The organism is Microbacterium sp. KSW4-4 (assembly GCF_023091185.1).
Lineage (GTDB): Bacteria > Actinomycetota > Actinomycetes > Actinomycetales > Microbacteriaceae > Microbacterium > Microbacterium paraoxydans.
Genome location: NZ_JAHWXJ010000001.1, coordinates 27251 through 40164 on the forward strand (window position 1 = coordinate 27251; position 12914 = coordinate 40164).

Annotated in this window: 12 protein-coding genes; 10 read left to right on the forward strand and 2 right to left on the reverse strand. The window is 70.5% G+C overall.

What is annotated here, in order from left to right; all coding sequences use genetic code 11:
* The first annotated feature begins 7 nt into the window (after positions 1 to 7).
* From KZC57_RS00140 to KZC57_RS00170, 7 genes are all read left to right on the forward strand, one after another.
* Complete coding sequence (locus KZC57_RS00140) at positions 8 to 904, forward strand: F0F1 ATP synthase subunit gamma (RefSeq protein ID WP_025103151.1); 897 nt, start codon at positions 8 to 10, stop codon at positions 902 to 904.
* A 26-nt stretch (positions 905 to 930) separates the two neighbouring features.
* The gene (gene atpD, locus KZC57_RS00145) at positions 931 to 2385 is read left to right on the forward strand and encodes a F0F1 ATP synthase subunit beta (protein WP_025103152.1); all 1455 of its coding nucleotides are present in this window, start codon (positions 931 to 933) and stop codon (positions 2383 to 2385) included.
* Positions 2386 to 2387: 2 nt separating this feature from the next.
* The gene (locus tag KZC57_RS00150) at positions 2388 to 2648 is read left to right on the forward strand and encodes a F0F1 ATP synthase subunit epsilon (protein WP_025103153.1); all 261 of its coding nucleotides are present in this window, start codon (positions 2388 to 2390) and stop codon (positions 2646 to 2648) included.
* A 76-nt stretch (positions 2649 to 2724) separates the two neighbouring features.
* A complete protein-coding gene (locus KZC57_RS00155) occupies positions 2725 to 3471 on the forward strand; it encodes a YaaA family protein (RefSeq protein ID WP_105949614.1) in 747 nt (248 codons plus the stop codon).
* Positions 3472 to 3610: 139 nt separating this feature from the next.
* Positions 3611 to 4420 carry a DUF4794 domain-containing protein gene (locus KZC57_RS00160; protein WP_105949615.1) on the forward strand — a complete coding sequence of 270 codons (810 nt, stop codon included), beginning with the start codon at positions 3611 to 3613 and terminating at the stop codon, positions 4418 to 4420.
* A 243-nt stretch (positions 4421 to 4663) separates the two neighbouring features.
* The gene (locus tag KZC57_RS00165; protein WP_060922105.1) at positions 4664 to 5461 is read left to right on the forward strand and encodes a PP2C family serine/threonine-protein phosphatase; all 798 of its coding nucleotides are present in this window, start codon (positions 4664 to 4666) and stop codon (positions 5459 to 5461) included.
* A gap of 57 nt (positions 5462 to 5518) precedes the next feature.
* Entirely contained in the window at positions 5519 to 8293 is a 2775-nt protein-coding gene (locus tag KZC57_RS00170) for an FtsK/SpoIIIE domain-containing protein (protein ID WP_247640791.1), read from the forward strand.
* 43 nt (positions 8294 to 8336) lie between these two features.
* Here KZC57_RS00170 and KZC57_RS00175 read toward each other — a convergent pair whose 3' ends face one another.
* Positions 8337 to 9332, reverse strand: coding sequence for an asparaginase (locus KZC57_RS00175; protein ID WP_217584461.1), 996 nt, complete (start codon positions 9330 to 9332; stop codon positions 8337 to 8339).
* 81 nt (positions 9333 to 9413) lie between these two features.
* On the opposite strand from KZC57_RS00175, the gene KZC57_RS00180 reads away from it, so the two are divergent.
* Positions 9414 to 9911, forward strand: a complete 498-nt coding sequence (locus tag KZC57_RS00180; protein WP_060922123.1) for an OsmC family protein — start codon at positions 9414 to 9416, stop codon at positions 9909 to 9911.
* Between the two features lie 9 nt (positions 9912 to 9920).
* On the opposite strand, the gene KZC57_RS00185 is transcribed toward KZC57_RS00180, so the two are convergent.
* Positions 9921 to 10700, reverse strand: coding sequence for a 1-acyl-sn-glycerol-3-phosphate acyltransferase (locus KZC57_RS00185; RefSeq protein WP_217584462.1), 780 nt, complete (start codon positions 10698 to 10700; stop codon positions 9921 to 9923).
* A gap of 124 nt (positions 10701 to 10824) precedes the next feature.
* On the opposite strand from KZC57_RS00185, the gene KZC57_RS00190 reads away from it, so the two are divergent.
* Positions 10825 to 11787: an FKBP-type peptidyl-prolyl cis-trans isomerase gene (locus tag KZC57_RS00190; RefSeq protein ID WP_144880938.1), complete on the forward strand. Its 963-nt coding sequence runs from the start codon at positions 10825 to 10827 to the stop codon at positions 11785 to 11787.
* Between the two features lie 43 nt (positions 11788 to 11830).
* Positions 11831 to 12913 (forward strand): 1-deoxy-D-xylulose-5-phosphate reductoisomerase, encoded by a 1083-nt coding sequence (gene dxr, locus KZC57_RS00195; protein WP_105949620.1) that lies wholly within the window; start codon positions 11831 to 11833, stop codon positions 12911 to 12913.
* Position 12914 lies beyond the last annotated feature (1 nt).

Below are 12914 nucleotides of genomic sequence, written 5' to 3' on the forward strand. Positions count from 1 at the left end.
CTGATTCATGGGCGCTCAACTCAGGGTCTACAAGCAGAAGATCTCTTCTGCTCAGACGACCAAGAAGATCACGAAGGCGATGGAACTCATCGCGGCTTCGCGCATCCAGAAGGCGATGGCACGCGTCAAGGCGTCCACCCCCTTCGCGCGGGCCGTGACGAGGGCTGTGTCCGCCGTCGCGACGCACTCGAACGTCGACCACCCGCTCACCCGCGAGCCCGAGACGATCCGCCGCTCCGCGGTCGTGATCTTCTCGTCGGACCGCGGCCTCGCCGGAGCCTTCAACTCGCAGATCCTCCGTGAGGGTCTCGAGGTCGCGGAGCTCCTGCGCGAGCAGGGCAAGGAGCCGGTGTTCTACCTCGTGGGCCGCAAGGCCGTCGGGTACTTCCAGTTCCGTCGTATCGAGGCCGCTGCAGAGTGGACCGGCGACACCGACACCCCCTCATTCCACACGGCGGAGGAGATCTCGCAGACGCTTCTCGAGGCCTTCAACCGTGGGGGAGAGGACGGCGGCGTCGACGAGATCCACCTCGTGTACAACCGCTTCGTCAGCATGATGACGCAGTCGCCGGAGTCCGTGCGCCTGCTGCCGCTGGAGATCGCGGAGGCCGACGACTCGGAGGCGGGCAGCACCGTCTACCCGCTGTACGAGTTCGAGCCCGACGCCGAGACGGTGCTCGACGCGATCCTGCCGGTGTACATCCAGAGCCGCGTCTTCAACGCCCTCCTGCAGTCGTCCGCCGCCAAGCAGGCCGCGACGCAGAAGGCGATGAAGTCGGCCAGCGACAACGCCGACAAGCTCATCACCGACTACACCCGCCTGCGCAACAACGCGCGTCAGGCCGAGATCACCCAGCAGATCGCCGAGATCGTCGGTGGCGCCGACGCTCTCGCATCGAGCTGACAGACCCTCAGGAAAGAGACGAAGAAATGACCACCACCGCCACGGCTGAGCAGCCGGCGACCGCGGTCGTCGGGCGCGTCGCCCGCGTCAACGGTCCGGTTGTCGACATCGAGTTCCCGCACGACTCGATCCCCGACATCTACAACGCGCTGAAGACGACGATCACGATCGGCGAGGAGTCCACCGAGATCACGCTCGAGGTCGCGCAGCACCTCGGCGACGACCTGGTCCGCGCCATCGCCCTGAAGCCGACCGACGGCATCGTCCGCGGTCAGGAGGTGCGTGACACCGGTGAGGCCATCTCGGTCCCCGTCGGTGACATCACCAAGGGCAAGGTCTTCAACGTGATCGGCGAGGTCCTCAACGGCGAGCCCGGTGAGACCATCGAGGTCACGGAGCGCTGGCCCATCCACCGCAAGGCCCCGAACTTCGACCAGCTCGAGTCGAAGACCACGATGTTCGAGACGGGCATCAAGTCGATCGACCTCCTCACCCCGTACGTGCAGGGTGGAAAGATCGGTCTCTTCGGTGGTGCCGGCGTCGGCAAGACCGTCCTCATCCAGGAGATGATCCAGCGCGTCGCGCAGGACCACGGTGGTGTGTCGGTGTTCGCCGGTGTCGGTGAGCGCACCCGTGAGGGCAACGACCTCATCCACGAGATGGAGGAGGCGGGCGTCTTCGACAAGACCGCCCTCGTCTTCGGCCAGATGGACGAGCCGCCGGGGACGCGTCTGCGCGTCGCCCTGTCGGCTCTGACGATGGCGGAGTACTTCCGTGACGTGCAGAAGCAGGACGTGCTGCTCTTCATCGACAACATCTTCCGCTTCACGCAGGCAGGTTCCGAGGTCTCCACGCTGCTGGGCCGCATGCCCTCCGCCGTGGGGTACCAGCCGAACCTCGCCGACGAGATGGGCCTCCTCCAGGAGCGCATCACCTCGACGCGCGGTCACTCGATCACCTCGCTGCAGGCGATCTACGTGCCGGCCGACGACTACACCGACCCGGCTCCGGCCACGACCTTCGCGCACCTCGACGCGACGACCGAGCTCTCGCGTGAGATCGCGTCGAAGGGTCTGTACCCGGCCATCGACCCGCTGACCTCGACGTCCCGCATCATGGACCCCCGCTACTTGGGCGAGGACCACTACCGCGTGGCCACCACGGTCAAGCAGATCCTCCAGAAGAACAAGGAGCTGCAGGAGATCATCGCCATCCTCGGTGTCGACGAGCTCTCCGAGGAAGACAAGATCGTCGTGTCGCGTGCACGTCGCATCCAGCAGTTCCTCTCGCAGAACACCTACATGGCGAAGAAGTTCACGGGCGTCGAGGGCTCGACCGTGCCGCTGAAGGAGACCATCGAGTCGTTCGATGCGATCACCCGCGGTGACTTCGACCACGTCGCCGAGCAGGCCTTCTTCAACGTCGGTGGCATCTCCGACGTGGAGGAGCGCTGGGCGCAGATCCAGAAGGAGAACGCCTGACCATGGCGCTGCACGTCAGCCTCGTCTCCGCCGACGCGGAGGTCTGGACGGGAGAGGCGAGCCTCGTGGTCGCCAAGACCGTCGAGGGCGAGATCGGCTTCATGTCCGGTCACGAGCCGGTGCTGGCCATCCTCGCCGAGGGCCAGGTCCGGATCACCCAGACGGATGGCGCCAAGGTGCTGGCGAACGCGCAGGACGGATTCCTCTCCATGGAGGGCGACGTCTTGACGATCGTGGCCGGCAACGCGGCACTCATCTCCTGACACTCCTGTACATCGCGTCCGCCTCGACACCCTGCCCGGGTGCCGAGGCGGACGCGTCTCTTTTCCCCGAGGTGCTATGAAGATCCTGCTTCCGCCGTCCGAGACCAAGCGCGAGGGCGGTGACGGCGGGCCGCTGGACGTGTCGGCGCTGGCTCTTCCCGGCCTCGCCCCCCAACGGGATGCCGTGATCGACGCCCTCGTCGCTCTCGCGGACGACGAGGACGCCGCCCGGCGGGTGCTCAAGCTCAGCGAGCGGCAGCGGGGAGACGTCGCGCACAACCGGGCCCTGCGGACCTCCTCCACGATGCCCGCGGTGGACCGCTACACCGGGGTGCTGTTCGACGCCCTCGACGCGGCGTCGCTGTCCACCGCGTCTCGGCGCTGGCTGGATGCCCATGTGTGGATCCACAGCGCCCCGTTCGGCCCCGTCGCCGCCTTGGACGGGATTCCGACGTATCGGCTCGCCGCCGGCACGGCGCTGCCCGGAGTGGCGCCGCTCCGCCGCCACTGGGCCGATCCGACGACGGCGGCGATCGCGGCCGACGCCCCGGCGTTCGTCCTCGATCTGCGCAGCGAGGCCTACGCGGCGCTCGGTCCGGTTCCGAGCGCGGTGTCGTCGGCGTACGTGCGGGTCGTCACGGAGCAGGGGAGAGCCCTGAACCACTTCAACAAGAAGAGCAAGGGCCTGCTCGTGCGGGCGCTGGCGGAGGAGCGTCCGCGGCTGGGTTCGCTTCGCGCCCTGCAGCGGTGGGCCCAGGCGCATGACTTCGTGCTCCGGGACGGTGCGGTGCCCGGCGAGGTCGAGCTGGTCGTCGCCGACTGACGGTCGCCCCGAGCCCGGCGAATCGCCTCCGGCGGTCGTTGCTGCCCCCTGAGTGCACCGCTACCATGTCCAATGCGAGGCGGGGAGTCTCGTGGTGGGGGACGAAAGCCGTCTCCCCTGACCAGAGAATGTGAGCCTCATGGGTTACGACGACTACGGAGCGGGCTATCTCGGCCTGCTCTTCGCCTACTTCTTCGTCATTCTGCTGATCGCGGTCGCCGGATACGTCCTGGTGTCGCTCTTCTACATGAAGATCTTCCAGAAGGCCGGAGTCCAGGGGAACTGGCGCGCCTGGGTGCCGGTCTACAACTCCATGATCTTCTTCAAGCTCGGCGACCTGAGCCCGTGGCTGGTCCTCTACGGCATCGCGGGTGCCGCGCTGCTGAGCTGGATCGGCATCGGCTTCCTGTTCTCGCTCGCCCTCGGGGTGCTCTCGGCCATCGCCGCGTGGCGCGTCGGTCTCAAGCTCCAGAAGGACGCCGTCTGGGTCGTCCTCTACGTCTTCCTCGCCGTCGTCTGGCTCGGCATCAACGCCTTCGACAAGTCGCGCTGGAACCCGAACATCCAGCCGGCGTCCTGGGCGGGCAACGGCTTCCTCGGCGACCGCACGGTCTGGGACGGCATCCCCGTCCAGCCCGCCGCGGCCGCGCCGCAGCAGGGCTACGGCGCGCCCCAGGGGTACGGTGCTCCGCAGGGCTACGGCACCCCTCCGCAGGGGTACGCGCCTCCGACGCAGCCGTACACCCCGCCCGCCGCTCCGGGCTACGCACCGCCGGCCGCGCCGACCGCTCCGGCGACGGGAGCGCCGATCCCTCCGGTGCCGCCCACCACTCCGCCGGCTCCGCCCGCGGCTCCGCCCACCACGCCTCCCGCGCCTCCGACGGCTCCGCCCGCGGCGCCTCCGGCTCCGCCGACCACGCCGAACGATCCCACGCAGCCTCCTGCGTGACGACGGTGGAAGAACCCCCGGTCTCCGGACCGGGGGTTCTTCGCGTCCGTGGTGCCGGCACGCCCCGACATGCCGCTAACGTGGAGGCATGGACTCGTCGCACCGGAGGGCCGTTCACTCTCCTCCTTTCGTCCCGCGCCCCGTTCACAGAGACGCCGGTGCGGAGCAGGAGAGCGAGTTCCACTACGATGTGTGAGTATCCTGCGCCCGCCCCATTCGCCGCAGGTCCATCGGAGGCAGTTCGTGGCTGAGACCAAGACGCACACCGTCACGGTTGCGCATCGTCCGTTGCTGCTGTCCTGGGCCGGGGTCACCGACCAGGGGCGACGCCGGGAGACGAATCAGGACGCTCTGCTCGCCGAGTACCCGCTGTTCATCGTCGCGGACGGCATGGGTGGCCACGCCGGTGGCGAGATCGCCAGTCAGAGCACGGTCACCCGACTGCGTGCGGTGGTGGACGCCGACGAGGTCTCTCCGTCTTCGATCGAGAAGGCGCTCGCTCTCGCCGTGGACGACATCGCCGGGCACCCCGACACCACCGATGAGGGCACGGGTACCACGCTCACCGGTGTGTACCTGGAAGAGCGCGACGGCGAACCGCACTGGGTGGCGCTGAACATCGGCGATTCCCGCGTCTACCTCCTGCGCGACGATCGGCTGCTGCAGGTCACGACCGATCACTCCGTCGTGCAGGAGCTCATCGCCGCCGGCAAGCTCAGCCCGGAAGAAGCCGAGGGACACCCCTACAGCAACGTGATCACCCGTGCCGTGGGCGCGAGCGAACTCACGGCGCCGGACTACATCACCATCGACGTGCGCCCGGGAGACCGGTTCGTCATCTGCTCCGACGGTCTCACGAAAGAGCTCACGGACTATGGCATCCAGCACTTCCTCCGGGCCCACGCCGACCCGGCCGAGAGCGTCGACGCGATGCTCGCCGCGGCACTCGACAACGGGGGCCGCGACAACGTCACGGTGATCGTCCTGCAGGTCGACGAACCCGACGACTCCTCCTCCCCATCCGACGACTCCGCGGAGTAGCGCCGCGCAGCCTGTGGAGAGGCCGCATCGGCACCGGGGGCGGGATGCACTGGGGGCATGGACCCTTCGCCCCTCCTCCTGCCGTCCGCATCGGCACCGCTCCGCCGCCGCCCGCTTCCCCTCGTCGCCGCGGTCGTCCCCGTGGCGGCCGGCCTCGCGCTCTGGATCACCACGGGGGCGGTGCACGCGCTGTGGTTCGCGGCTCTCGGTCCCCTGATGCTGGGCGCTTCTCTCCTCGACACGGCCCGGGGGCGCCGCCGGGAACGGAAGGCCGACGCGCTCAGGGTGAGCACCGCGTGGGCCGACATCGAGGCCGAGTTGCATCGTCGCCACGCGCAGGAGCGGGCGCAGGTGGAGCGCCGTCATCCGGATGCGGCATCCTGCATCCGCGACCGACCGTTGCGGGATGCCCGACCACCGGGCGACGACACCTCGCTCGTGGTGGGACGCGGATCCCGGGCGAGCGGGGTGCGTTGCGAAGGCGGTGACGACGCCCGTGCTCAGTCCTTCCGCCGCCGCTGCGCGGTGTTGGAGGACGCGCCGTGGGTCGTCGCCCTCGGCCGCGGGGTGTGTCTCCGCGGCCGGGAGCCGCTCGTGCAGGCCGCAGCTCGCGCTCTCGTGATCCAGCTCTGCCTGCGCTTCTCGCCGAGCGTGCTGTCCCTCGTCGGCGACGAGGGGTGCGACCGGGCGCTCCGAGCGCTTCCGCATGCGCAGCGGGCCCGACGCGGCGGATTCCGTCTCGCTCTCGCCTCCGGTTCGGCCGGCGGGGCGGGGGCAGGTGCGGATGCCGTGATCTGGACCGTTCCGTCCGGCGCCGAGGTCCCGGAGGGCATCACGACGGTGATCGACATCGAGGAACCGGGCGCGGCCACGCTGCGGACGGCGGACGGCCAGGCCGACCTCGCCGTGGAGTTCCTCTCGTCCGCCCAGGCATCGGCCGCGGCGGAGCTGTGCGGCGCGGGGGACGGGGAGGGACCCGCCGTCACCGCGACAGCCCTGCGAGACCTTCCGCAGCCGCCGGCGGGGCCGGGCCTCCGCGTCGCGCTGGGCACCGGGAGGGATGGCGCGCCCGTGGGAGCCGACATCGTCGAGGACGGTCCGCATGCCATCGTGACGGGGATGACGGGCACGGGCAAGAGCGAGCTCCTCGTCAGCTGGGTCGTCGCGGTCTGCGCGGGACACGGCCCTGACCGGGTGAGCTTCCTCCTCGCGGACTTCAAAGGAGGAACGGCTTTCGACCGGTTGCGCGGTCTGCCGCAGGTGGTCGGTGTCATCACCGACCTCGACGAGACGGAGGCGCGACGCGGGGTCGCCAGCCTCGCCGCCGAGATGCGGCGTCGCGAGGCAGCCCTTGCCGCGATGGGCGCCCGGGACGTGCGCGAGACCGACCTGCCCCGTCTGGTCATCGTCGTCGACGAGTTCGCCGCCTTGCTACAGGATCACGCGGAGCTGGCGGCGGTCTTCACCGATGTCGCGGCGCGGGGGCGTGCGCTGGGCATGCACCTGATCCTGGGCACCCAGCGTGCCGCCGGCGTCATCCGTGACGCTCTTGCGACGAACTGCCCGCTGCGGATCAGCCTCCGCGTCGCGGAGGCCGCCGACAGCCGAGCGGTGATCGGGACCGGGGGAGCGGCGGATCTGCCCGGAGGCGCGGACGGGCGCGGTCGGGCGCTGCTCCGACGCCCCCAGGACGAGGAGCCCCACCCCGTGCGCACAGCGCTCGCGGATGACGAGCACATCCGTCGCATCGAGGAGCGATGGTCCGGAACGACCCCGTCCGCACCGCCGTGGCGCCCGGCCCTCCCCACGTGCCTGCCGCTCGGGACGCTGCGAGCCGGGTCGAGGACGGGCGACAGGAGAACCGAGGAGGGGCCCCTGATCGTGCTCGGACGCGCCGACGACCCCGACCACCAGGCACAGCCGCTGGAGGTCCTGCGTCCGGGGCGCGAGCGCGGCATCGCCGTGCTCGGCGCTCCGGGGACCGGCAGGACGGCAGCGCTGCGCGTGATCGCCGCGCAGTATTCGCAATGCACGTGGTTCCCTGATGACCTCGAGAGCGCCGTCGATCAGCTCCTCGCGTGGACGGAGGGGGACGCCGCTCCGTCCGACGTCGTGCTCGCCGACGACCTCGACGCTCTCCATGCGGCGCTGCCTCTCGAAGACGGTCAGGACTTCGTCCAGCGCTGGGAGCACCTCGTGCGGTCGAAGGTGGCCGTCACCTGGGTGCTGGCGGCGAGTCGGGCCGTGGGCCCCCTGGCGCGCGTGTTCGATGCGCTTCCGCGACGGGCGGTGCTCCGGATGCCCACCCGGGTCGAGCACCTCGCCGCCGGTGGCGAGCTGGCGGCCTTCCGACGCGACCGTCCGCCGGGGCGGGCAGTGCTCGAGGAGCGGGAGATGCAGTTCGCGTGGGTCGATACCGAGCGCATGCCCGTGCGGCCGGTGCACACGCTTCGAGAGGGGGTGCCGGCCTGGGCGCCGGCCGGGGAGGTGACGGCGTTGGTCACCCCGGGCGCGGCGTCGGTCGTCGAGACGCTGGCCTCGGCGCACCCGGAGTGGGACGTGCAGGCCGCGGGTCCCGAGACGGGTGGGAACGGCAAGCCGCTCGTGCTCGTCGCCGATGCCGAGGGCTGGCAACGTCACTGGGCGCTGTGGCAGCGGGTGCGGTCGCACGGGGAGGTGCTCATCCGGGCGGAGCGGCCCAGCGAGCTGCGTCAGCTCGTCGGCATCCGCGCTCGCCCGCCGTACGCCCGACCCGACGCCGGACGCGCGTGGTCCGTGATCGGCGACCGCGCACCCCGGCGTGTGGTCATCGATGCTCTGGGGCGTCGCTGACCACCCGACCGCGGTACACGGGTCCCGTGCCGCCGATGTGCGGTCAGATACCCGCGCCCGGCCGGATGACGCCGACGCGGGAGCCGCCACCGAGCACCGCGAGCGGCAGGGCCTCGGCCAGCGCGGTCACGTCGGCCTCGCTGAGGCCGCCGGCACGCGCCAGCAGAGTCGCGGCGACGATGGTCGACGCGCGAGCGCCGCCGTCCAGCATCTTGAGCGCGACCGTCGTCCCGTTCGGAGCCACCATCACCATGACGCCCTCCGCGCCGCCCTTGGCGAAGACGCCGAGGCGTTCGATCGCGATCGTGTCGGGGCGCCCGGGGCCGTCGATGGTCCAGGGGTTCTCACGTACCGCCTTCACCAGAGAGCCGGCCACGCGGTGCAGTGCGAAGGGGGAGCGCTCGGAAGCGGTTCCGATGCGATGGATGGCACGGGCCAGGCCCGTGAGGGTGAGGGCGTACACCGGGGCGCCGCAGCCGTCGATCGCGGTGTGGGCCATCTTCTCTCCGGTCAGCCGCTCGATGACGTCGCGGATGTGAGCCTGGAGCGGGTGCGCCGGGTCGAGGTAGCCGTCGGTCGGCCAGCCGGTCGCGATGCAGGCGCGGAGCATGGCGGCGTGCTTGCCGGAGCAGTTCATCCGGACGCGCGCCTCCTGGCCGTGTTCCCGCACCATCTCGTCGCGGGTCGCGGAGTCGCTCGGCCACGCGGGAGGACACGCGAGGTCGTCCTCGTTGAGGCCGCCGGCGGTGAGCATCTCGCGCACGACCTCGGCGTGCCGGTCGGTTCCGGAATGGCTGGCGGTGGACAGAGCCAGCTGCTCGCCCTCGAGCACCGCGCCCGCCGTGAGGCAGGCGACCGCCTGCAGGGGCTTCAGGCTGGAGCGGGGGAGGATCAACGCCTCCGCGTTCCCATGCCGCGCGACCACCTCGCCCTCGGGCGACAGCACGACAGCCGCCCCGGCATGACGCGACTCGATGAAGCCGCTCCGCTCCACGACGGCGAGTTCGACGGAATCCTGAACGGTGAGAGTCTCCAGCACCCGACAACTCTACCGGCGGGTGCGGCTCGCCTCCGTCGAGCACAGAGCCCGGGTGTCGGCGCCGCCTGGCAGACTGGGCGCATGCCAGAGCAGACGACTCCCCGGCCCCTCGGCGAGCACCGCTACGCCCTCACCTCCACCTGGACCGGCAACACCGGGTCCGGCACGAGCGGTTACCGCGACTACCGCCGTGACGTCACGATCGAGGTCGAGGGGAAGCCCGAGCTGCTCGCGTCGTCCGACAAGCCCTTCCGCGGCGATCCGTCGCGCTGGAATCCGGAGGACCTCCTGCTGGCCTCGCTCTCGGAGTGCCACCTGCTGTCCTATCTGCACGCGTGCGTGACGGCCGGCGTGGTGGTCGTGTCCTATCGCGACACCGCGAGCGGCGTGATGCGTGAGAACGGCGCCGGCGGCGGGTCCTTCGTCGAGGTGCTGCTGCGACCCGAGGTCGTCGTCGCCGAGCCGTCGATGATCGAGGCGGCCGAGCGGGCGCACGCCCAGGCGAACGAGTGGTGCTTCATCGCCAACTCGGTCAACTTCCCCGTCCGGCACGAGGCGACGGTGACGGCCGCCGGCTGAACGGGTCGCTCAGCGGCGCTCGTGCGGGAGCGCCTGCTTGATCTTCTCGATCGTGTTCTGTGCCGGCGCCTCGTTGTAGGTGCCCGCGAGCTCCTGACCGGAGAGGGCATGGATCGCGGCCATGATCTCGTCGGTCGCGAGTCGGCGCGCGCGGCCGCTCGTGGCCGGTCCGTGCGAGGACAGATCCAGGGGCTCCCCGAAGCGCACGGTGATCCGCTCGGACAGCGTGGGCATCTTGGCGCCGACCGGCATCACCTTGTCTGTGCCGATGAGTCCCACGGGGACGACGGGGGCGCCCGTCTGCAGGGCGAGGAACGCAACGCCCGTGCGGCCCTTGTACAGCCGGCCGTCGGTGGAGCGGGTGCCCTCGGGGTACAGCGCGACGGCGAGACCCTCGTCGAGGAGCTGACGCTGCAGGTCGAGAGCGTCGAGAGCCGCCTGGCCGGCGCCGCGGCGGACCGGGATCGCACCGATCGCCTCGAAGAACGTCTTGGACGCCCAGCCCTTCAGGCCCGTGCCCTCGAAGTAGCTCGACTTGGCGAGGAAGTGCACGGGACGCGGGGCCGCCACGGGGATGGCGATGGAGTCGATGAACGACAGGTGGTTGCTGGCGAAGATCACCGGGCCGGTGGTCGGGACGTGCTCGCGTCCTTCGATGTGCGGCCGGTAGACGAGCCGGGCGAGCGGGGCGATGAGGCTGCGGCCCAGGGTGTAGGTGAAGCCGGCGTGCCGGGGCTTCGGGGAGTCCTCTGAGGGGGTTTCGGGGTCCACGGACTGCTCAGAGCTCATCAGAGCAGGCTACTCCCGGATCCATGCCGACATGGGAATGAAGACTCGCGCCGCCGCTTCCCAGCGCGAGCAAAGGGCGATGAGGCAGGATGGAAGCTCCCGCCCGCGATCGTGAGGTCTTCCTGTGCGCACCCGTCCGCTGCTCGTCCTGTCCACCGTCGCTGCGGCGACCCTGCTGCTGGCGGGCTGCTCCGGGAACGGCGATCCGCAGAGCACCTCCTCCCCGGACGCCTCCGGCTCGAGCCAGTGCCTCGTGAACGCGAAGGCCGGCGACACCTCCGACGGCATCGAGGTGGACGGCGAGGGTCTCGACGCCAAGATCACGGTTCCCGCCGATGCGGAGTTCGCGAACGTCGAGCGGACCGTCGTGTCCGAGGGCGACGGGGATGACCTCGCGGCGAACGACCTCGTCTCCGTCCAGTACCAGATCGTCGATGCCGCCAGCGGCGACGTGGTCGACTCGTCGGCGCGCGGCGAGGACGGCACGCTCCCCGTGCTCCTCGACCCGAACCAGTCGTCGCTGTTCGTCGCCGCGCTGGAGTGCGAGCCGGTCGGATCCCGCGTCGTCCTCGCCATCCCCGGCAGCGCGCTCGGTGAGGGGCAGAGCAACATCGTCGTCTACGCGGAGGCCGTCGACCGACTCCCCGAGGTCGCGACCGGTGAGCCCGTCGAGCCGACCGCCGGCATGCCCGAGGTCGAGCTCGACGACGACGGCAAGCCGACCGTCACGATCCCGGACGGCGACGCGCCGACCGAGACGAAGGTCTCCGTCCTCAAGCAGGGCGACGGTGCGACGGTCGCGTCCGGCGACCTCGTGGTCGTCCAGTACCTCGGCGTGAAGTGGTCCGACGGCGAGGAGTTCGACTCCAGCTGGAGCCGCGACGCCGCCCCGGCGCAGTTCCAGACCACGGGAGTCGTCGCCGGGTTCCAGAAGGCGCTCGAGGGTCAGAAGGTCGGTTCGCAGGTTCTCGTCGTCATGCCGCCGTCCGATGGCTACGGTGCGAGCGAGGGGCACGAGCTGCAGGACGAGAGCCTCGTGTTCGTCGTCGACATCCTCGCCACGACTCCGGTCCAGCCGCAGCAGTAGCCGCCGTCCCGGACGGCGCCGGCACGTGTCCTAGGCTGGCGTCATGCGTCGCGTCATCATCCTCGGCTCCACCGGTTCCATCGGCACCCAGGCGCTGGATGTGATCCGTGCCAATCCTCGACGCTTCGAGGTCGTCGGTCTCGCCGCCGGGTCGAACGCGGCGATGGTGGCTGAGCAGGCGGCGCAGTTCCAGGTGGAGCACACCGCTCTCGGCGCGGCGGAGGCGGAGCAGTTGGTCCGCGACGTCGAAGCCGATGTGGTGCTGAACGCGATCACAGGCTCGATCGGTCTGGGATCGACGCTGGCTGCGCTGGAGGAGGGGCGGACGCTCGCCCTGGCGAACAAGGAGTCGCTGATCGTCGGCGGCGATCTCGTGCTGGCCGCCGCAGCCCCCGGTCAGATCGTGCCCGTGGACTCCGAGCACTCCGCTCTCGCGCAGGCCCTGCGTTCCGGTACGCACGACGAGATCCGTCGGCTGGTGGTCACTGCCTCGGGCGGGCCCTTCCGCGGGAAGTCGCGCGACGAGCTCAGCGCTGTCACGCCGCAGGAAGCGCTCGCGCACCCGACGTGGAACATGGGACGCACGGTCACCACGAACTCCGCCACCCTGGTCAACAAGGGCCTCGAGGTCATCGAGGCGCACCTGCTGTTCGACGTGCCCTACGACGACATCGACGTCGTCGTGCACCCGCAATCGATCGTCCATTCCATGGTGGAGTTCATCGACGGATCCACCATCGCGCAGGCCTCTCCGCCGGACATGCGTCTGCCCATCTCGCTGGGCCTCGACTGGCCAGACCGGGTGGGTGGTGTGGGCCGCCCACTGGACTGGACCACCGCCACGTCGTGGACGTTCGAGCCGCTCGACGACATCGCCTTCCCCGCGGTGACGCTCGCGAAGGCGGTCGGGAGGGCCGGAGGAACCTTCCCCGCGGTCTACAACGCCGCCAACGAGCAGGCCGTGGACGCGTTCCACGAAGGGCGCCTGCCCTTCCTCGGCATCGTCGACACCGTGCAGCGGGTCGTCGACGCGCACGACGCTCCGGACGCGCTGACCGTGGAATCGCTCGCGGCGGCCGAGGACTGGGCGCGGCGGAAGGCCGACCAGCTCATCGCCGCCGCCTGAC